Annotated in this window: 20 protein-coding genes; 4 read left to right on the top strand and 16 right to left on the bottom strand. The window is 53.0% G+C overall.

Annotation, left to right across the window (positions count from 1 at the left end; translation table 11 throughout):
• The first annotated feature begins 814 nt into the window (after positions 1-814).
• Positions 815-2,746: an Ig-like domain-containing protein gene (locus tag ACJJIT_RS06690; RefSeq protein WP_444900391.1), complete on the top strand. Its 1,932-nt coding sequence runs from the start codon at positions 815-817 to the stop codon at positions 2,744-2,746.
• Positions 2,747-2,860: 114 nt separating this feature from the next.
• Here the strand turns inward: ACJJIT_RS06690 and ACJJIT_RS06685 are convergent, their stop codons facing one another.
• On the bottom strand, positions 2,861-3,637 hold the full coding sequence (locus ACJJIT_RS06685; RefSeq protein WP_444900390.1) for a hypothetical protein: 777 nt from the start codon (positions 3,635-3,637) through the stop codon (positions 2,861-2,863).
• A gap of 101 nt (positions 3,638-3,738) precedes the next feature.
• Entirely contained in the window at positions 3,739-4,086 is a 348-nt protein-coding gene (locus ACJJIT_RS06680) for a hypothetical protein (RefSeq protein ID WP_444900389.1), read from the bottom strand.
• A gap of 736 nt (positions 4,087-4,822) precedes the next feature.
• Here ACJJIT_RS06680 and csrA point away from each other — a divergent pair.
• A complete protein-coding gene (csrA, locus tag ACJJIT_RS06675) occupies positions 4,823-5,011 on the top strand; it encodes a carbon storage regulator CsrA (RefSeq protein WP_444900388.1) in 189 nt (62 codons plus the stop codon).
• Positions 5,012-5,376: 365 nt separating this feature from the next.
• Here the strand turns inward: csrA and ACJJIT_RS06670 are convergent, their stop codons facing one another.
• The 7 genes from ACJJIT_RS06670 to ACJJIT_RS06640 all read right to left on the bottom strand — a co-directional run bounded on the left by ACJJIT_RS06670 (position 5,377) and on the right by ACJJIT_RS06640 (position 12,705).
• Positions 5,377-5,700 carry a hypothetical protein gene (locus ACJJIT_RS06670; protein WP_444900387.1) on the bottom strand — a complete coding sequence of 108 codons (324 nt, stop codon included), beginning with the start codon at positions 5,698-5,700 and terminating at the stop codon, positions 5,377-5,379.
• The gene (locus ACJJIT_RS06665; RefSeq protein WP_444900386.1) at positions 5,700-6,296 is read right to left on the bottom strand and encodes a hypothetical protein; all 597 of its coding nucleotides are present in this window, start codon (positions 6,294-6,296) and stop codon (positions 5,700-5,702) included. The genes ACJJIT_RS06670 and ACJJIT_RS06665 overlap by 1 nt, the downstream gene beginning before the upstream one ends.
• Before the next feature lie 323 nt (positions 6,297-6,619).
• Positions 6,620-6,925, bottom strand: coding sequence for a helix-turn-helix domain-containing protein (locus ACJJIT_RS06660; protein WP_444900380.1), 306 nt, complete (start codon positions 6,923-6,925; stop codon positions 6,620-6,622).
• Positions 6,918-7,292, bottom strand: coding sequence for a type II toxin-antitoxin system RelE/ParE family toxin (locus tag ACJJIT_RS06655; protein ID WP_444900385.1), 375 nt, complete (start codon positions 7,290-7,292; stop codon positions 6,918-6,920). The genes ACJJIT_RS06660 and ACJJIT_RS06655 overlap by 8 nt, the downstream gene beginning before the upstream one ends.
• 248 nt (positions 7,293-7,540) lie before the next feature.
• On the bottom strand, positions 7,541-7,831 hold the full coding sequence (locus ACJJIT_RS06650; protein WP_020415410.1) for a hypothetical protein: 291 nt from the start codon (positions 7,829-7,831) through the stop codon (positions 7,541-7,543).
• Between the two features lie 771 nt (positions 7,832-8,602).
• The gene (xerC, locus tag ACJJIT_RS06645) at positions 8,603-9,637 is read right to left on the bottom strand and encodes a site-specific tyrosine recombinase XerC (protein ID WP_444900384.1); all 1,035 of its coding nucleotides are present in this window, start codon (positions 9,635-9,637) and stop codon (positions 8,603-8,605) included.
• A 2-nt stretch (positions 9,638-9,639) separates the two neighbouring features.
• Positions 9,640-12,705 carry a CHC2 zinc finger domain-containing protein gene (locus ACJJIT_RS06640; protein ID WP_444900383.1) on the bottom strand — a complete coding sequence of 1,022 codons (3,066 nt, stop codon included), beginning with the start codon at positions 12,703-12,705 and terminating at the stop codon, positions 9,640-9,642.
• Between the two features lie 90 nt (positions 12,706-12,795).
• On the opposite strand from ACJJIT_RS06640, the gene ACJJIT_RS06635 reads away from it, so the two are divergent.
• Positions 12,796-13,185, top strand: a complete 390-nt coding sequence (locus ACJJIT_RS06635; protein WP_413662600.1) for a helix-turn-helix domain-containing protein — start codon at positions 12,796-12,798, stop codon at positions 13,183-13,185.
• 182 nt (positions 13,186-13,367) lie between these two features.
• Here the strand turns inward: ACJJIT_RS06635 and ACJJIT_RS06630 are convergent, their stop codons facing one another.
• The 5 genes from ACJJIT_RS06630 to ACJJIT_RS06610 form a co-directional block, all read right to left on the bottom strand.
• Positions 13,368-13,763: a hypothetical protein gene (locus ACJJIT_RS06630; RefSeq protein ID WP_444900382.1), complete on the bottom strand. Its 396-nt coding sequence runs from the start codon at positions 13,761-13,763 to the stop codon at positions 13,368-13,370.
• Positions 13,750-14,304 (bottom strand): hypothetical protein, encoded by a 555-nt coding sequence (locus tag ACJJIT_RS06625; protein WP_444900381.1) that lies wholly within the window; start codon positions 14,302-14,304, stop codon positions 13,750-13,752. The genes ACJJIT_RS06630 and ACJJIT_RS06625 overlap by 14 nt, the downstream gene beginning before the upstream one ends.
• A 294-nt stretch (positions 14,305-14,598) precedes the next feature.
• Positions 14,599-14,904, bottom strand: a complete 306-nt coding sequence (locus tag ACJJIT_RS06620) for a helix-turn-helix domain-containing protein (protein WP_444900380.1) — start codon at positions 14,902-14,904, stop codon at positions 14,599-14,601.
• Positions 14,897-15,271: a type II toxin-antitoxin system RelE/ParE family toxin gene (locus ACJJIT_RS06615; RefSeq protein ID WP_444900379.1), complete on the bottom strand. Its 375-nt coding sequence runs from the start codon at positions 15,269-15,271 to the stop codon at positions 14,897-14,899. The genes ACJJIT_RS06620 and ACJJIT_RS06615 overlap by 8 nt, the downstream gene beginning before the upstream one ends.
• Positions 15,272-15,519: 248 nt before the next feature.
• On the bottom strand, positions 15,520-15,810 hold the full coding sequence (locus tag ACJJIT_RS06610) for a hypothetical protein (protein WP_444900378.1): 291 nt from the start codon (positions 15,808-15,810) through the stop codon (positions 15,520-15,522).
• On the opposite strand from ACJJIT_RS06610, the gene ACJJIT_RS06605 reads away from it, so the two are divergent.
• Complete coding sequence (locus tag ACJJIT_RS06605) at positions 15,804-16,460, top strand: hypothetical protein (RefSeq protein WP_444900377.1); 657 nt, start codon at positions 15,804-15,806, stop codon at positions 16,458-16,460. The genes ACJJIT_RS06610 and ACJJIT_RS06605 overlap by 7 nt on opposite strands.
• 16 nt (positions 16,461-16,476) lie before the next feature.
• On the opposite strand, the gene xerC (ACJJIT_RS06600) is transcribed toward ACJJIT_RS06605, so the two are convergent.
• The gene (gene xerC, locus ACJJIT_RS06600) at positions 16,477-17,505 is read right to left on the bottom strand and encodes a site-specific tyrosine recombinase XerC (protein ID WP_444900376.1); all 1,029 of its coding nucleotides are present in this window, start codon (positions 17,503-17,505) and stop codon (positions 16,477-16,479) included.
• 2 nt (positions 17,506-17,507) lie between these two features.
• Positions 17,508-20,597 (bottom strand): CHC2 zinc finger domain-containing protein, encoded by a 3,090-nt coding sequence (locus ACJJIT_RS06595; RefSeq protein ID WP_444900375.1) that lies wholly within the window; start codon positions 20,595-20,597, stop codon positions 17,508-17,510.

Raw genomic sequence — 20,597 nt, 5'->3', positions numbered from 1 at the left:
GTAAGGTCAGTAGATACGGTACGGCAAGCCTGCACTCGGCTGAATAAACGCTGGGTACACGGTTTACGCGATTGCCAAGAGTTTATCTCCTCCTAATTTCAGCCACTTGAGGCTTCTCAAAGCTACACACCGACTTCTACCTCTCCTAAATACTGAATACTGAATACTGAATACTGAATAGATCTAAAATCACTTAAATATTCAGTACAATCATCCCCTACCCATTTTCAGTGACCGCAAAAAAAGTAGAAATATAATCGTTTAACCACTTTTTATGTACCATTCAATCTATGGGTGTCCAGAATTGCGCTGGCAACCACTTTTTATCTACTATTCAATCTATGAGCGGCCAGAATTGCCGACCAAGCAAATAAATGGCTTAGAGATAAGATTGTGGAAGCTCCTCACATTGAAAATGCGCATTACTTTAAACAAAAATCACTTTATTTAAATACTGAGGCGATTAGTTTTCTTCATAAGCCTTATCATACTGCAAAAATCATAAATCTAACCATCTTGAGTGGTAAGTTTCATCTCTTAAAATAGAAACTTATTACTTTTGACATCGCCTCAAAAATCTCTCTAATTATGCAATCGACTACGAACATAAATTTAGAGATATGGTAAGTAATCAACCTGAGCTTTGTAAACTTGTACTTTCAGCATGAAAAAATAACTTTTAGCTTCTATTAAAAAAGTGACTTTCAAGTGGCAAAACGGTAGTCTTGGCTCAGGAATCATCCAAATTTGGCACGACAGTTTCAATTGGAAATTTTCTCGTTGATTCCAGGAGTTTTGTAATAGGGAAGTTGGTATGAAAGATCGTATTCTAAAGTTAATACTCTGTGTCGCAATCGCCTCATCACTTTATGGCTGTAGTGGCGACTCAGGGGGTAGTGACTCAACAAACAGCGATTCCGAAAGTAGCCATGGAAATAGTTCTGGAAATAACTCTGGGGATGGCACAGGAACTAATTCCGGCAATGGTTCTGAGGGCGTTGATACTACACCTCCAACAACGGATGAACCTGACAGTGATACCCCACAACTTTCAGTAAGCCTCAAGCCAGCTAGCGGCAGCATCATTGGGCCAAATGAGGATATTCAGCTGAACTTTAATACTTCCATTCAACTAGATAGTGTTACGTTATCTGGAACTATGGGTGAAGACGGAGTAATTACTCAGTTTGATGAAGATACACTGATAGTAAACCCAAAAGCGGGGTGGGTAAATTTATCAGAATATACCTTAGTCATTAGTGCAGAAATTGATGCCGATAACATCATGGAAGAGGTGGTTGCCTCCTATCAGATAGATATGCAGCCTCCCTCTGTTGTCAATTTTACTCCAGGGACGGTTCGATTAGAGAATGACGACATAATCAAGGTTCTCTTCTCAGAGTCTATGGATGTCGAAAGTCTTCAATTGACAGGTAGCCTTACTGAAGATGGCTATACCATTGCTTGGTCTGAAACCAATGTTAGGAATGATACCTTATCCATTAAACCCGATACCGCCTGGGAGTCTGGCCAAGACCGAGACATTAGAATTGATGTTAATGACCAGGCAGGTAACAAAATATCGCAATATAGTAGTACTTTTACTACCCCTTTATATTTTGAGAATTTTGATTCCGCAAAAGTTGTTATTGGTCAAGATAACTTTTCTAGCAGAGATGTAGGAATAAGCGCGAAAAACTTTTCATTTCAGCCCAGCGGCGATGTAAGTGTTGACAATGAAGGAAAACTATATATTTCAGATACTTCCTCTAATAGAGTGTTAGTCTTTAACTCAATCCCCACCATTAATGGCGCTCCTGCAGATATGGCGATAGGTAAGGATGGACTGGATACTCTCACCCTATCTGACAAACGACAGGAATTATTTGGCCCATCAGATGTAAGCTTTGATGGTAATAACTTTCTGATTTCACAATATAAAGAAAGACTTATCTCTATTTATGACAAAATAACGATTGGGATGGGGGCGACACCTTCTCTAACATTAACAATCGGTGAAGATGATATTTCCCCTTGTGTAAGCCTGGGACTCTGGATTAGTTGGGGAGCCTCTATTGCGGATAAAAAAATTCTAGTTACCGACGCAGGAAACGATAGAGTTTTGATTTGGAACACGCAACCAGCAAATAACAACACGCCTCCAGATCTAGTGCTTGGCCAGACATCGTTAGTAGATTGCGTCTTGGATGAGCCTTCTGCAAATACCTTCAATACACCTACTGATGTATGGAGTGATGGAAAAAAATTAGCAATTATAGACAGCGGAAACAATCGCATTCTTCTATGGAATAATTTCCCCAGCAAAAATTTTGAGCCTGCAGATGTAGTTCTAGGACAACCGGACTTCATGAGTAGAAATAAGGAGTCAACTAATAAAGAAGGCATAGAATGGCCAGTCAACGAGTACACTTTTAACGAACCATCAACTGGCATTTGGTCAAATGGAATTCAACTCTTTGTTGCTGACAGCAAAAATAATCGAATTTTGATTTGGGACAAGTGGCCAACCACTAATTTTGAACCTGCAGACAGAGTTCTAGGTCAGAATGGATTTACTAATTTTACCGCAAATGATGCAAATCAAAACGGTATTGGGTATCCGGATGAAGCTGAATCGCCGACAGCATCTACTCTGAATGAACCCACAGGAATTTTTGGTTATAAAAATAACTTATTTATTACTGACTCCGGAAACCATCGAATCTTAATTTTTAAATCTCGCTAATACTCACATTAAGCAGCAGGGTTACTCATCCTCTGGATAAGAGTTTGTGGCCCTGCTTTTTACCGATCTTTTGAATGATCCATATTTGCCTTTCAATTAAATCACTATTTGGAGCTAGTGGACTAGAGTGACCGACATTTTTTTCAGCAGGTTGCCGATGGCATCGTAGTTATAATCGATACCGGGACCATCAGTGCGGGTGCTGTAGTCGAGGCGATTGAGGACATCGTAGGTGTGATTCTCTACATTTAACGCCGGGGATTCTGAGGGCAGTTGTACTACCTGTTCCGACAAGTTGCCGAAGCTGTCGTAGCTGTAGGCAATACCCTGGTGGTTTTGCACCAAGCTGTCAAAGGTGGTGCCGGCCATCTGCCCGGTTTCTGAATAGAAGCTGCGGCCGATGGTGTAGTTTCCGGCGGCGATATTGGCAAACTCCCATTCACCCCAGGCATCCATCTGGGTGATTTCCCGATAGGTGTAGCCACTGGCGGCATTACTGGTGCGGAACTGGTAACCGCTGCTGTTATAGCCGTATTGCAGGGTCAGCCCGGAGGGATAGCTAAGGCCTTTTAAACGGCCGTAGTTGCTGTCGAAATGACTTTGCGCAACAAAGTCTTCGCCATCGATAGCCGTGGTGACTTTGTAGGGGCGGCTGAGGGCGTCGTAGCTGTAGCTGCGCGCATAGCTGGCATCGCTACGGCTCTCCCTCGCGGGCAGGCCCTTGCCGTTGGCGGCGCTGTCGTATATCCAGCTGGTTTCCTCTGTGCCGTTGACACTGCGGCTTTCCATGCGGCCAAGGCGATCATAGGTCAAGCTGGTGACATCCAGGTTGCCGTCAATCTCCGTTTCCACTTCGCCAAAACCGGTATAGGTAAACGATTTGGAACCCATATTGGGATCGTCCACCCATTCCTTTTGACCGAAGGCGTTGTACTTGGCGGTGATACGATTACTGTTGGCATCCTGTAAAACAATGGGATTACCGGCACCGTCTAGGCATAGCGGGTAGTACCACTTAAGGCATCGACAGTTTCAGTGAGCTGTTGCAGGCCGTTGTAGGTGCGGCTCATGGTGCGGCCGTTCACCAGGATATCGGTAGTAAATCCACTGTCCTGTTCGTGGGTGTAGGTTACATCCAGTTGTTGGCCATTGGTCTGATTCACCGTCTTGTGCAGGGCGCGGCCGAAGGTATCGTAATCCAGGTAGCGGGTACCGTAACTGGTGCCGCTGCTGGCATAGTGCGGCACCGATTCGAAGGTGGTCTGGCCCAGAGCGTTATAGGTTACCGTTTGTGCAATCCAGTCGCTGCCGTCGAAGGCTTGCACTTCGGTGCGGATCACGCGGCCGAGCTGATCGTGATAGGTAATGGATATAAAAATCTCGGCAGGTTTTCCAAAGTTGATGGGATATTTAGGTTACTGGAAAATTATTTTAATCTGTATACAGAGGCCCTTAGGAAGGTTAGCTTTAAAAAGTCTTTATTTAAAACTTAGCTGTAAAAATCACAGAAACGCACCAATTTGAACTGCAACTCTTAATAGGCAACTGGGGATTTTCTAAGTAGCAACGCATAAAAATATAGGCACGAAAATAATCTTATTGGATTTTATTAAGTTTGTTTTCATGTCAAAGCTGCGTAAAATTGGTAGATATTTATCGATATCCTGGTCGCAATAGAGTAAGCCTGAGCAGGCTGAAGAACAAAAAGACCAAGAGAACCAAGAATTTTCTAAAAGACCCATCCCCTCAAAGGAGAACGGTAGCGTGACGTAAGAGTAAGTAAAAGGCGCTGACCCAAGGTGCTACCAACACCAGGAGTCAGCTAACCAAATTGATAACTCAACTATCAAAGTGGCTCAGTGGATAATACGCTAGAAACCCGCTCGTCTTCAATAAAGTGGAGTAGATTCAGAGGCTTGAAGAGATTCTTCAAGCTCTGGAAGTGTTGCGTCCGTCTTTTCTTCTTCTACGCCTACCGTTCTCGTGCCCCACCTCACATTTCCTGCAAACACAACTTTCAAAGCTTCCCCATTGCGGAATGCCGACCCATGGCTTGAGCCTCAGTAGGAATTGAATATGTTGATCTTGAAGCGCCGGACTGGCGAAAATCTAAGAATCGGAACAGATGTAACTGTCACAGTCTTGGAAGTTAAAGGTAATCAGGTAAAGATAGGAATACATGCACCTAAGTCCCTAGCCGTTCACCGTGAAGAGATTTATGTGCGGATCAAAAAAGAACAGGAAACGGGCACTAGAAATCGTTGATAGTATTGTCAAAGCTTCTCCATCCATCCTCAATCAGTTAGGTATTTCATCAGACCGCTGGTTGGATCTAATCCGAAACTTTGAAAGCCGTCTTAAGAGCTTGGCAGAGGCAGTTCGACAGACCGGTTCCAGCTTGATAAATACTGGAAACATGGCATAGGCGACTGCCGGCGCCACCTTTCTACAACACTCAGCCAATCCTGGCTTCACCCCTAGCCACCATCATTCCTGCCGGCTTTTACCTAAATCTACAATTTTCGAGTTCAAAGCATAATTCTTGACACTTTCATTTCGTCTTAGTATCAAATCAGGAAGAAATAGCTGCCAATGAGGACACCTGCACCACCGCTAGCCTCCCCTAAAATCTATGAGCACTCTGAATCATTGTATTTAGGGTTTTCCGATGTATAAAAAGAAAATTCCACTTCAGCGCAGTTAATAACGACTTGACGTTCATTATTCCAATCGATCCCAATGATTTGTTTCGGAAAAACTGCAAGCTCACATTCCTCATCGCATTCATAGCTAAATCTACTTACCCCATTAAACACAAAGTGCCTTTTGGATATTTCTTCATTATTTGGATATATTACAATTTCTACACTATTTTTAGCTTCATCATAATTTAGTGACTCAAGGAAAAACCAACGCCTGTCATTATCATATAATATTCTTTCTAATCTGTTCATCAAAACAAAAACTCCTGCCCATGCTCCCCTGTAGGAACACATTGATGGTTATATCTAATCGTATTCTGATTCTTTCCAGAGAATCGATAAACCTGACCATCTGGCCTTAAATATACTTTTGCTCCGGATTCATGATGATATTTATAATACCCTCCTGGAGTACGGAACTTTTCTGCTGGTAAAAATCCATTTTTCTTTAAAATCATATCGGCTTGAATAACTCCTTTTCCTTCTAGGCTTCCCATATTTTTGAATGCATTTACTTTAGCAGGATCCAATCGTATCCAAGTGCTGGCTGGAATCTTATCCAGGTGAGAGAAACCAGCTTCAGCATCTACATCTAACCTTGCTACTCGAGTAGAAACATCAGTACCTCTCCGCATAGCCCCTAACGGGTTTCTTGTAAATAACCCAACCAAAATTGAGGCTGGTAAAGCCAAATCATGGCCAAGCTGTGCTTCTGGAGAAACTGGTGCTTCAAATGGAGACTCATAATCAGCCCCCACTAAATTTGCAGGTGACAACTCCCCCGGGTAAAGCTCAACAAAAGGGTTAGGTGAATCGTACCAAGCCGAAGAAGCAAAAAGGTCAAACATGCCTTTGAGGAAGCCACTACCTATTCCATCGGAGTTTCCACCACTCCGCCCAGAAGAGTTGTTCCGACGCGAACCCGCCGCTATTTCCGCTACAACCCCAATGCAATCAAAGACTTAAAGACCACTCGCGCCAAGGCGAACCCCAGATTAACAGGTCACAACCCCCAAGGCACTTTTTCGCTTAACTTCGACGCACCCCAAACGACTTTGGCTTGCTTGGATAATGCTCCCAAACGAGCCAGCAGATACAGAGTTTTTTGATCATAAAAAAGCCCCTGAGTGTGGTGCACTCAGGGGCGGTATTTGTAGTGATTACGATAGGGCTAGGCGAGAACCTCTAACCCCTTGCGATCTACAAGATTCAGCAGCTTCAGGGACGGTCCGTTGGGCTTCTTGGCTCCTTGCTCCCACTTTTGCACAGTGGACTTGTTGGTGTTCAAGTAAAGGGCAAAGACGCTTTGGCTGGCCTTGGTTTTTTTGCGGATGCGCTGGATCTGCGCCGGGCTGTATTGCTTCACCGGCGGTAGGCACAGCGCATCGAACTCTTTCAGGGTGACCTCATCCATCACCCCAGCCTTGTGCAGCTCCTGCGCGCTTTCATGCACCATTTCCAGGATGGATTTATCCATTGCCTTTCACCTCGATCAGTATGCCGGCTTTCACGGCCTTGGCTAACTCTCTGTCGCTGTAGCCAAACAGATTCTTTGCGTACAGCTTCAGCGCTTTTAACTCGTCGTCCTTGATGTTGGAGCGGGCGTTCTTGGCGAAGCCGTAGACGAAGAAGGCTTTGTCATCGACCTTGTAGGCCAGCAGGGTGCGCACCCCGCCGCTTTTGCCCTTGCCACCCACGGCCACGCGCTTCTTATACACATGGCCCCCCAGGTCGGCGTCAATCAGGCCGCTGGCCATTTCCTCAACGGCGGCTTCCAGGGCGCTATCGCTGACGCCTTCCTTGCCCGCCCACTTGCTGAAGGCCTTATTTTTATAAATCCGCATAGCTGCCCTTTTGAGTTATCTAGAGTGTAGCACTAAGTGCTATAGGTGGCCACGGGTGTTTGTGACCCACTAGCCTGTAGCGTTTCGGGTGTTTTGATGCCCCGAGCAGCGTTATTGTCCACACTTCCAGAGTCCACCATGGCGCCCAGCGCCCCTTATACAACCCCCGCTCACGCCTTTTTATCTGACAGCGCCCAGGAGTAGCAGGCAGCTAAAGCAGAGGGGCGTTTGCCCCTCCTGATTGCCGGCTAGAACGGTGGTGCGGCTTCTTCGATGGCTTCGATCAGGTGCCGGCATTCCTGCTGCAGCAGCTTCACGTAGTACTGCCATTCGGTATCAAGCCGCTCCCAGGCTTCGATAACGCTCCAGCCTTGCGGCAGATATTCCATGCGCTCCAGCACGAACGCAGCGGCGATCTGTTCACCGGTGCTGGCACCGGTGGTGCCGGTTTTGAGCAGGCTATTGGCGGTGTTGAGGATTTTATCGAGCGGATACGACAGTTGGTTTATTTGTTCTTGGATCTCTTTTTGCGATGGCATGGCCATGCCTCCTTGAGTGGATGTTGTGTGGCGAACGTGCAGAACCCTGCGCGCAGGCCGGTCAAGGCTGCGCAGCGTTTTTTTGCGGAGCACCGCGCAGCGGCTTGGCCTTGAGGGGGCGAGCACGGGGTTATGCTGAGAAGACACACAGCAGACACGGACTTTCCGGGTGGCACTGGCCACTAGGTAAAGAGTTTTCGCGGCTTGCCGCGGCCTTATTGATTCCCCCCTTGGGGGCCAGGGGGGTAAAACCCTGCGACCAGCCCGGTCTGCCCGCCTTAAAGACCTGACGTTGGCACAGTGTTTGTTGACGGCACCGTTCACCCAGCCGGCACAGGGCTTGCCCGTGCCGGCGGGCAGGTGTTTTTCGGGCGGGGAGGCGCGCTGGCGCGCCGGGGGAGGCATGGCTAGAACAGCAGCCGCTAAGGGAAGCTGGTGGCTGGCGGCTTGCTTGCGCTTTTTCTGCAAGCGGGGTGACAGACGCAAGCTTGCCTTTGCAGCCACCTTTTTTCCTGTGCAGTGCGCAAGCGCTGCCCGGAGCCACGTTGTTTGTGGCGGAGGTGGAACGGACGCTGGGTATTTACTGCTGGCAGGGGGCGAGCCTGGCGCTTTGGCTTGCTGGCGTTTTTCGCAAGCCATGTGACAGGCGGATTGGTGCCACAGTGTCGGGGACCGTTTTGTACCACAGACCACGTATCTTGCCCCCAGACTCTCCTCTGCTTTCGTCCGTAAAAATTTCTACGTAGAAACTGTTTTCACAAAGCCGCTGCGCTACTCGTCGTCGGCCTCGTATTCGCTGTCCAGCATTTCCAGCAGCGCGGCCCGCTCTTGTTCCAGCTTTGCCGGGTGGGTGGCCCGGTGTACTTCGCGCAGTTTCTCGATGCTCACCTGGGTGTAGATCTGGGTGGTCGAGAGTTCGGCGTGGCCGAGCATGGTCTGGATGTAGCGGATGTCGGCGCCGTTATCCAACATGTGCGTGGCCATGGCGTGGCGGAACAGGTGGCAGGCGCCGCTCTTTTTCAGGCCGGTTTGCCGCAGGTATTTTCTGACCAGTGTAGTGAGATAACCCATTGCCCAGGGTTGGCCCTGGTCGGTGAGGAACAGGTGGCCGCTGTCTTTACCGCTCACCAGTTCCGGGCGCACTTCGCGGCGGTAGCGTTCGGCCCAGTGCAGGGCTCGCTCGCCCACCGGCAAGAGCCTGTCCTTTCTGCCTTTGCCTTCGCGCACCAGCAGGGTTTTGCGGCTGGGGTTGAGGTCGTAGAGGCTGAGATTCGCCATTTCCATACGGCGGATGCCGGTGCCGTAAAACAGTTCGAGTATGGCCCGGTCGCGCACGCCGCCGGGGTCTTCGGTGTTGGGAGCGGTCAGGATACGCTCCACTTCCTCCACACTGAGCACCACACGCGGCAAGCCTTTCGGCACCTTGGGCAGTTCCAGTTCGCTGGCCGGGTTGTAGAGGATGTGTCGGTCGCGGGTGAGCCATTTAAACCAGGCTTTCAATGGGGTCAGCAGTGCGTGCTGGCTGCTGTAGCCGAGGGGTTCGCCGTTGGGTTTGCGGTAGTAGTAAAGGTGCTTTTGGTAGCGCTCCAGGATCGGCAAGGTAATCGTCGCCGGGTGATCGATGTCGCGCTCGTCGCACCAGACAATAAAGCGATGCAGGGCGGTATCGCGGCCTTCAAGGGTGCGCGGGCTTAATCCTTTGGCGGCACACCATTCCAGGAAGTGGTGCATGTACGTGGACAGGTTGTTGTGGGCAATGGGGGGACGGGTTTTGCTTCTACGATCGCTGCGGTTACGACTGCTCACGGTTACACAGCCTGTAATGCACTTTTGACGTTACCCTGACTACTTTGCGCAGAAGCCCCGCCAACTCTGGATTTTGCGCTTTTTACCGGCCCTGACTTGGGGCTAACTTGGGCCTGACTTGGCCCTGCCTTTTGTACTTTTTGCCCTGACTTTTCCGCATCGTAACTGGATGTTTTACGCAGTCTTTCAGTATCCAGCAGCCCCATTAACTGGGGCCGGTTGCTGTCGCCGTTGCCGCTGTAGAGCAGTTCGTATTCCAGCGACTGGCCGCGGCCGCCGCGGTGCACCAACAGATATTCCATTTCCTCCAGACGCTTGCAGTGGATTTTTAATTGGCCGTCGCTCCACTGGGTAAAGTCGCGGATGTGTTTGCGGCTAAAGCGATAGTCGCGCTGCTCGATCCTCTGTGCCTGGCATTCCTGCTGCACCATACCCTGGATGGCTTTTAGCAGTTTGCGCGTCTGCGGCGGTAACTCATCGAGCGTGCGGCCCAGCACTTCGCTGGCGAGGCGGTTCGCCGTTTCGATATCGGCCAGGGTCACTTCCACATAGTCGAGTTGCTGGCCCTGGTATTCGATGCTTTTGATCGGCCTCTGCTGCTGGTGCAGCAGCGCGATGCTGTCGATCAGGGTGAGGTACTTTTCATGGTCGCGGCGGGTGCGGGTTTTGTCGTCGAGGAAGGTGAGTTGGTCGGCGTAGGGGTTGATTACGGCGAGCGGTTTTAACAGGCGCTGGGCGTTTCTGTGCAGTTGCAGGATGCGGGTTTTCTCCAGTTTGTGTTGCAGGCCGTGCAGGGTTCTTCTCGCCCGTTGCGCCTGGTGGATGGCTCGGGTTTGTTCGCGGCCTTCGTTGACGGAGAGAACCAGACAGCGGTTCATCAGTTCTTCATCGATATCGATGGCGGTGGTGGTGAGGAACAGCATCACCGGGCCTTCCACCCGGTATTCCCGCGTTACCAGCTGGCCGGTGTTGTCGTCTTTGCCGGTGCTGGCGATGGTCACTTCGCCTTCCGATTGCAGCAGCTTGAGCGCGTAGCTGGCATTGGCCGCGCCCTCCTCTTCGGCGATGGCCAGTATCTTGTGTTTGAGATTGGTTTCGCCCATGTAGAACAACGATTGCCCGGTCATGGCCGAGTACTGCACCCGCTCGTCTTCCGGCATCAGCGCGAGGATGGATTCCATCAGCGAGCTTTTGCCGGCGGCGGAGGAAGACTGGATGATTACCGCCAGCGGTCGCTCCAGTTTTCTGGAGACGCAGGCCAGATAGCCGGTGAGCTTGTTGGTTTCCTCGCCCACCACGCCGGCCCGGTTAAAGTCGTTGAGGATACGGTTTAGCAGGTCTTTGTCCTGCAACAACGCCAGGGCCTCTTCCCGCTCCCGGTCGTTCAGCTCTGTGGTCGGCGTTGTTTCCGGTTGCTGCTGGCGGTGCTGCTGTTCCTCCAGCGCCAGCAGCACCTTGCCCAGGTCTTTCTTGATCACTTCGTCTTTGACACCCAGCTCCAGGCTGGCCTGGTTGATAAACACCTGGCGTTGCTTTGCGCTGGTGAGATCCAGTTTGTCCATGTGGAAGTGGTCGTTGCGCTTCGCCAACAACTGGATTTTCAGTTCACCGGCCGGGTTCTTGTCGAGGCCGCGCACTCGGTAAACCCGGTCGCCCAGAGTGATAAACAGCGCTTTCTCGCTGCCGCTGATTTCGGTATCGGTGCGCGACAGGCTGGGCACTGGTGAAGCGGCCAGGTCGAGTTCGATCTGCTCTTCGGCGGGCGGTTCGGAGTCCGCGCTGGCGGCGGGTTCCGGGTTGGCGGCTAAGGCGGGAACCTCGGCGGGCGTCTGCGCGCTGCGAGTATTTTTCTCGACCTTTTCTCCCTCAACTTTTTCTCTCTCAACCTTTTCAACTTCCGGCACCGTGGCTGCACTGGTGATGGCCGGCCTGCTTTTGTCATTGCCCTTGCCCATCCATTCCGCCTGGCGGATGACCAGCGCCAGGGCTTTTTGCGGTGGCTGCATCTGCTTTGCGTATTCATTGGCATCCATGCTTTTTGGGAACTGGATGCGGAAGCAGCCGAGGCCGTGGGACTGGAGTTTTTTCGCCACTTCTGTGGCCGCTTTATCGCCGGCGGCATCGCGGTCGTAGGCGATTAGCACGCGCTGGATTTTGTGCTCGATAAAGGCTTGCAATATTTCATCGGTAAAACCGTTGGTGCCGTAGCTGCTGGTGGCGTGGGTAAAACCCCAGCGGTAAAACGTCAGTGCATCGATCAGGGATTCGCACAGGATCACTTCTTCGGTATTTTCCAGGCCGGACAGATTGAACACACCCCGATGCGGGCCCGGCAGATACAGGTGTTTGGGTGTGCCCTTGCGCAGATTATCCAGCAGCTTGCGACCGTAGACCTCGGTCACCCGGCCCTGTTTATCCATCACCGGGATCACCAGCGAGCCGTTGAAGTGCTCGCGGCCGGTGTCGCGGTAGAGGCCGATGTGCTGCAACTGTTCGCGCAGCTGGGCACCGGCCTTGCGGTTTTTTGCCGGCAGGCGCAGGCCGAGGGTTCTGTTGGCGTGGCCCAGTTTGAAGGCGCGGATCAGGGCGGGATCGTCGAGGCCGCGCTTCTTGAGATAGTCCTGGGCTTCGGGGGATTCCAGCAGGGTCTGGTGATAGAAGTCGCTCACCTGGTCGAGTACCGCCTGATCGGCAGTATCCAGGGACAATGGGTTTTCCAGCTTGGGCACGGTGCGGTGTTTCACCGGCACGCTCCCACTCACAGGATGGTCGGCGGCTAAGACAGAGACATCATCGCGCAGCAACTCCACCGCATGGCGGAAGCTGACACCCTGGGTTTTTATCACCCAGTCGATCACCGAACCGCCGGTACCGCAGGCGCCCAGGCAGTGCCAGAGATTGGTGCTGGGGCTCACCACCAGTGACGGAGTGCGGTCGTCGTGGAAGGGGCAGCGGCCCACCTTGTCCTTACCGTGCTTTTTCAGCTCAACACCAAAGCCCTCTACCAGCCGCTCCAGGGACACCTCCGCCTTGATCCGCTCGATCACCTCGTCTGCGATGCGTGCCATAGCCAAACCCCGTCAAGTATCTTGTTCTGTTTATTTTGGCACACTATACTGTGCTAATGTCAACAGCAGAAACTACCCCGGGGGTACAGTATGGGCACCACAATCTTTTGGTTGCTCACCATGGAATTTGTCAAACGCCTAACCACCCTGCGTAAAGAGCGCGGTCTGACTCAGCAAGCCCTGGCCAACGCCATCGACTTGCACGTCAATCAGATTAAACGGTACGAGGCAGGGACAGCCCAGCCTACCCTGGACACCTTGGTCAGGCTCGCCAAGGAACTGCACACCACCCTTGATGACCTAGTGTTTGGTGAGGATCACCGCAGCCCGAGCGACGACCTGCGCTTGCAGTTCGAGGCGCTGAGCCAGTTTGATGAAGAGGAACGGAAGATCGCCAAGGCATTATTGGAAAGCTTGATTCTCAAGCACAATGCCCGGCGCGCCTTTGCGGATGATTTGAAGCCGACGGGAAGGCAGTAAAGAAGCTGGACGCCACCACCAAGCGATAGATGATTCAGATGATCAATACGTTTATCAAGAATGCCAAGCTGAAGAAGCAGGCTTGATAGTCCATAACACAAAGCCCCGACAGATAACTCTGCCGGGGCTTTGGTGATTATTATTCAATGTAAATTAGTAAAGCCTAGCACCAGCGTCCGATTTCACTGATCTACCAGCCGATAATATTCATCCTCCCAGAACCTTTTCGCAGCTTCACTTCTTTGTACATTCAAGGCTCCACGGTCAGCGAATAATGACATAGTCTCAATTGCAGGTGGGTATCCAAGATAGGCTGAAATAAGCAGACGGTGCAGAGCTTGACTTTTATCAACATCCACCCCCTTACCATATTCGTATGCCACATATAAACTAAATTGAGCTTCACTATTCCGAATCAAGTCGGGGCTCTCAAGCAATTTTACTGCCTCAGAGAATTTCCCTTCACTCATCAGCCGATTTGCTTTGCCCAAAATTGATTCTGCATCCGCTTGAACCTGAACACTTACAAACAAGAACAGCAAAAGGGTCAATGATGAAAAAAATTTATTTAGGTCCATATTTTAACCCCTCCAAATATAAATCCTGAATTGCTTCAGATGACTTCGGAATTGGTCGCCCATTAAAATCTCGAATAAGCAAGTCCCCATGAGGGTTTCCATATGTATTCCTGTAAAACTGATGCTCAAAAATAGTTGCTTGCTGCTCAATATTATATGCTTTGAAAGCACCACCAAGTTTATAGTGATAATTTTCCTCATAAGGCTTCCCGTTCATGCTTAGCTTGGTGGCCGCCCACTTTAACCAAACTTTATTTTGGTGTTGCCACACATGCCCCATTTCATGAATAAAATGCCCCATCATTTTTAAATCTTCACTTGAAAAATCACCTCGGTAATTTTGACCCAACCAAATAGTATTGCTAGGAGTGACCGAAACATTGTCCTCTGAAAATGGGAAGTTTCGATTTGTAATCCGCACTTTGGTCATATCTATTTCATCACCAAAAACAGTTTTGGCTAGAGAAACTTCCCCCTCAGTAAGCTTCCTTGTGATTGATTTGGAATTTTTACTGCCAGTTGCCCCTGAAGTCTCCCCCATGGCACCACCAACACTCTGCCCAGAAGAGTTGTTCCGACGCGAACCCGCCGCTATTTCCGCTACAACCCCAATGCAATCAAAGACTTAAAGAGCACTCGCGCCAAGGCGAACCCCAGATTATCAGGTCACAACCCCCAAGGCACTTTTTCGCTTAACTTCGACGCACCCCAAACGACTTTGGCTTGCTTGGATAATGCTCCCAAACGAGCCAGCAGATACAGAGTTTTTTTGATCATAAAAAAGCCCCTGAGTGTGGTGCACTCAGGGGCGGTATTTGTAGTGATTACGATAGGGCTAGGCGAGAACCTCTAACCCCTTGCGATCCACAAGATTCAGTAGCTTCAGGGACGGTCCGTTGGGCTTCTTGGCTCCTTGCTCCCACTTTTGCACCGTGGACTTGTTGGTGTTCAAGTAAAGGGCGAAGACGCTTTGGCTGGCCTTGGTTTTTTTGCGGATGCGCTGGATCTGTGCCGGGCTGTATTGCTTCACCGGCGGTAGGCACAGCGCATCGAACTCTTTCAGGGTGACCTCATCCATCACCCCAGCCTTGTGCAGCTCCTGCGCACTTTCATGCACCATTTCCAGGATGGATTTATCCATTGCCTTTCACCTCGATCAGTATGCCGGCTTTCACGGCCTTGGCTAACTCTCTGTCGCTGTAGCCAAACAGATTCTTTGCGTACAGCTTCAGCGCTTTTAACTCGTCGTCCTTGATGTTGGAGCGGGCGTTCTTGGCGAAGCCGTAGACGAAGAAGGCTTTGTCATCGACCTTGTAGGCCAGCAGGGTGCGCACCCCGCCGCTTTTGCCCTTGCCACCCACGGCCACGCGCTTCTTATACACATGGCCGCCCAAGTCGGCGTCGATCAGGCCGTTGGCCATTTCCTCAACGGCGGCTTCCAGGGCGCTATCGCTGACGCCTTCCTTGCCCGCCCACTTGCTGAAGGCCTTATTTTTATAAATCCGCATAGCTGCCCTTTTGAGTTATTTGGAGTGTAGCACTAAGTGCTACAGACGGCCACGGGTGTTTGTGACCCGCTGGCCTGTAGCGTTTCGGGCGTTTTGCCGCACCGAGCAGCGTTATTGTCCACACTTCCAGAGCCCACCATGGCGCCCAGCGCCCCCTATACAACCCCCGCTCACGCCTTTTTATCTGACAGCGCCCAGGAGTAGCAGGCAGCTAAAGCAGAGGGGCGTTTGCCCCTCCTGATTGCCGGCTAGAACGGCGGTGCCGCTTCTTCGATGGCTTCGATCAGGTGCCGGCATTCCTGCTGCAGTAGCTTCACGTAGTACTGCCATTCGGTATCAAGCCGCTCCCAGGCTTCGATAACACTCCAGCCCTGCGGCAGATATTCCATACGCTCCAGCACGAACGCAGCGGCGATCTGTTCGCCGGTGCTGGCACTGGTAGTACCGGTTTTGAGCAGACTGCTGGCGGTGTTGAGGATTTTGTCGAGTGGATACGACAGTTGGTTTATTTGTTCTTGGATCTCTTTTTGCGATGGCATGGCCATGCCTCCTTGAGTGGATGTTGTGTGGCGAACGCGCAGAACCCCGCGCGCAGGCCGGTCAAGGCTGCGCAGCGTTTTTTTGCGGAGCACCGCGCAGCGGCTTGGCCTTGAGGGGGCGAGCACGGGGTTATGCTGAGGAGGCACACAGCAGACACGGTCTTTCCGGGTGGCACTGGCCCCCAGGTAAAGAGCTTTCGCGGCTTGCCGCGGCCTTATGGATTCCCCCCTTGGGGGGCCAGGGGGGTAAAACCCTGCGACCAGCCCGGTCTGCCCGCCTTAAAGACCTGACGTTGGCACAGTGTTTGTTGACGGCACCGTTCACCCAGCCGGCACAGGGCTTGCCCGTGCCGGCGGGCAGGCGTTTTTCGGGCGGGGAGGCGAACGGCTTTTGTGAGCCGGGGGAGGCATGGCTTAGACAGCAGCCGCTAAGGGAAGATGGTCGCTGGCGGCTTGCTTGCGCTTTTTCTGCAAGCGGGGTGACAGACGCGAGCTTGCCTTTGCAGCCCCCTTTTTGCCTGTGCAGTGCGCAAGCGCTGCCCGGAGCCACGTTGTTTGTGGCGGAGGTGGAACGGACGCTGGGTATTTTCCGTTGGCAGGGGGCGAGCCTGGCGCTTTGGCTTGCTGTGTTTTTTTTGCAAGCCATGTGACAGGCGGTTTGGTGCTTCAGTCGTCGTCGGCTTCCAGGTCCAGGGCCTCCAGCAGCGCGGCCCGCTCGTCTTCCAACTTCGCCGGGTGCGTGGCCCGATGCACTTCACGCAGTTTCTCGATACTCACCTGGGTGTAGATCTGTGTGGTCGATAGCTCGGCGTGGCCGAGCATGGTTTGGATGTAGCGGATGTCGGCGCCGTTATCCAGCATGTGGGTGGCCATGGCGTGGCGGAACAGGTGGCAGGCGCCGCTCTTTTTCAGGCCGGTTTGCCGCAGGTATTTTCTGACCAGTGTGGTGAGATAACCCATGGCCCAGGGTTGGCCCTGGTCGGTGAGGAACAGGTGGCCGCTGTCTTTGCCACTGACCAGTTCCGGGCGCACTTCGCGGCGGTAGCGTTCGGCCCAGTGCAGGGCTCGGTCGCCCACCGGCAAGAGTCTGTCCTTTCTGCCTTTGCCTTCGCGCACCAGCAGGGTTTTGCGGCTGGGGTTGAGGTCGTAGAGACTGAGATTCGCCATTTCCATGCGGCGGATGCCGGTGCCGTAAAACAGTTCGAGTATGGCTCGGTCGCGCACACCGCTGGGATCTTCGGTGTTGGGAGCGGTCAGGATACGCTCCACTTCCTCCACACTGAGCACCACACGCGGCAAGCCTTTCGGCACCTTGGGCAGTTCCAGTTCGCTGGCCGGGTTGTAGAGGATGTGTCGGTCGCGGGTGAGCCATTTAAACCAGGCTTTCAATGGGGTCAGCAGTGCGTGCTGGCTGCTGTAGCCGAGGGGTTCGCCGTTGGGTTTGCGGTAGTAGTAAAGGTGCTTTTGGTAGCGCTCCAGGATCGGCAAGGTAATCGTCGCCGGGTGATCGATGTCGCGCTCGTCGCACCAGACAATAAAGCGATGCAGGGCGGTATCGCGGCCTTCAAGGGTGCGCGGGCTTAATCCTTTGGCGGCACACCATTCCAGGAAGTGGTGCATGTACGTGGACAGGTTGTTGTGGGCAATGGGGGGACGGGTTTTGCTTCTACGATCGCTGCGGTTACGACTGCTCACGGTTACACAGCCTGTAATGCACTTTTGACGTTACCCTGACTACTTTGCGCAGAAGCCCCGCCAACTCTGGATTTTGCGCTTTTTACCGGCCCTGACTTGGGGCTAACTTGGGCCTGACTTGGCCCTGCCTTTTGTACTTTTTGCCCTGACTTTTCCGCATCGTAACTGGATGTTTTACGCAGTCTTTCAGTATCCAGCAGCCCCATTAACTGGGGCCGGTTGCTGTCGCCGTTGCCGCTGTAGAGCAGTTCGTATTCCAGCGACTGGCCGCGGCCGCCGCGGTGCACCAACAGATATTCCATTTCCTCCAGACGCTTGCAGTGGATTTTTAATTGGCCGTCGCTCCACTGGGTAAAGTCGCGGATGTGTTTGCGGCTAAAGCGATAGTCGCGCTGCTCGATCCTCTGTGCCTGGCATTCCTGCTGCACCATACCCTGGATGGCTTTTAGCAGTTTGCGCGTCTGCGGCGGTAACTCATCGAGCGTGCGGCCCAGCACTTCGCTGGCGAGGCGGTTCGCCGTTTCGATATCGGCCAGGGTCACTTCCACATAGTCGAGTTGCTGGCCCTGGTATTCGATGCTTTTGATCGGCCTCTGCTGCTGGTGCAGCAGCGCGATGCTGTCGATCAGGGTGAGGTACTTTTCATGGTCGCGGCGGGTGCGGGTTTTGTCGTCGAGGAAGGTGAGTTGGTCGGCGTAGGGGTTGATTACGGCGAGCGGTTTTAACAGGCGCTGGGCGTTTCTGTGCAGTTGCAGGATGCGGGTTTTCTCCAGTTTGTGTTGCAGGCCGTGCAGGGTTCTTCTCGCCCGTTGCGCCTGGTGGATGGCTCGGGTTTGTTCGCGGCCTTCGTTGACGGAGAGAACCAGACAGCGGTTCATCAGTTCTTCATCGATATCGATGGCGGTGGTGGTGAGGAACAGCATCACCGGGCCTTCCACCCGGTATTCCCGCGTTACCAGCTGGCCGGTGTTGTCGTCTTTGCCGGTGCTGGCGATGGTCACTTCGCCTTCCGATTGCAGCAGTTTGAGCGCGTAGCTGGCATTGGCCGCGCCTTCCTCTTCGGCGATGGCCAGTATCTTGTGCTTCAGGTTGGTTTCGCCCATGTAAAACAACGATTGCCCGGTCATGGCCGAGTACTGCACCCGCTCGTCTTCCGGCATCAGGGCGAGGATGGATTCCATCAGCGAGCTTTTGCCGGCGGCGCTGCTGCTCTGGATGATTACCGCCAGCGGTCGCTCCAGCTTGCGGCTGACACAGGCCAGGTAGCCGGTGAGTTTATTGGTTTCCTCGCCCACCACGCCGGCCCGGTTAAAGTCGTTGAGGATACGGTTTAGCAGGTCTTTGTCCTGCAACAGCGCCAGGGCTTCCTCTCGCTCCCGGTCGTTCAGTTCTGTGGTCGAAGTTGTTTCCGGTTGCTGCTGGCGCTGCTGCTGTTCTTCCAGCGCCAGCAGCACCTTGCCCAGGTCTTTCTTGATCACTTCATCTTTGACGCCCAGCTCCAGGCTGGACTGGTTGATAAACACCTGGCGTTGCTTGGCGCTAGTGAGATCCAGTTTATCCATATGGAAGGCTGCTTCGACACCTCGCGCTGTGGGCACCTCACGCTTCGCCAACAGCTGGATTTTCAGTTCACCGGCCGGGTTCTTGTCGAGGCCGCGCACCCGGTAAACCCGGTCGCCCAGGGTGATAAACAATTCGTTATCTGCGCCGCTGATTTCAGCATCACTACACGGCAGGCTGGGCACCGGAGAAGCCGACAGGTCGAGTTCGATTTGCTCTTCGGCGGGCGGTTCAGAGTCCGCGCTGGCGGCGGGTTCCGGGTCGGCGGCTAAGGCGGGAACCTGTACAGGTGCCTGCGCGCTGTGCGTAGTTTTCTCGACCTTTTCTCCCTCAACTTTTTCTCTCTCAACCTTTTCAACTTCCGACACGGTCGCTGCACTGGTAATGGCCGGCCTGCTTTTGTCATTGCCCTTGCCCATCCACTCTGCCTGGCGGATGACCAGTGCCAGCGCTTTTTGCGGTGGCTGCATCTGCCTTGCGTATTCATTGGCATCCATGCTTTTTGGGAACTGGATGCGGAAGCAGCCGAGGCCGTGGGACTGGAGTTTTTTCGCCACTTCTGCGGCCGCTTTATCGCCGGCGGCATCGCGGTCGTAGGCGATTAGCACGCGCTGGATTTTGTGGTCGAGCAGCGCTTGCAATATTTCATCGGTAAAACCGTTGGTGCCGTAACTGCTGGTGACGTGGGTAAAGCCCCAGCGGTAAAACGTCAGCGCGTCCAGGAGGGATTCGCACAGGATCACCTCTTCGGTATTTTCCAGGCCGGACAGGTTGAACACACCCCAATGCGGGCCCGGCAGATACAGATGTTTGGGTGTGCCTTTCCTGAGATTGTCCAGCAGCTTGCGGCCGTAGACTTCGGTTACCCGGCCCTGCTGATCCATCACTGGGATCACCAGCGAGCCATTGAAGTGCTCGCGGCCGGTGTCGCGGTAGAGGCCGATGTGCTGCAACTGTTCGCGCAGCTGTTTGCCGGCCTTGCGATTCTTTTCTGGCAAGCGCAGGCCGAGGGTTCTGTTGGCGTGGCCCAGTTTGAAGGCGCGGATCAGGGCCGGATCGTCGAGGCCGCGCTTCTTGAGATAGTCCTGGGCTTCGGGGGATTCCAGCAGGGTCTGGTGGTAGAAGTCGATCACCTGATCCAGTACCGCCTGATCGGCGGCATCCAGGGACAGCGGGTTTTCCAGCTTGGGCACGGTGCGGTGTTTCACCGGTACGCTGCCATGCACAGGATGGTCGGCGGCTAAGACAGAGACATCATCGCGCAGTAACTCCACCGCATGGCGGAAGCTGACGCCCTGGGTTTTTATCACCCAGTCGATCACCGAACCGCCGGTACCGCAGGCGCCCAGGCAGTGCCAGAGATTGGTCTTGGGGCTCACCACCAGCGACGGGGTGCGGTCGTCGTGGAAGGGGCAGCGGCCCACCTTGTCCTTGCCGTGCTTCGCAAGCGCCACACCAAAGCCCTCCACCAGCCGCTCCAGGGACACCTCCGCCTTGATCCGCTCGATCACTTCGTCTGCGATGCGTGCCAT

Source organism: Microbulbifer mixtoriginis (SeqCode), assembly GCF_052467515.1.
Note: the sequence above shows the minus strand (reverse complement) of the source record. Positions and strands in the feature narration are given on the sequence as shown.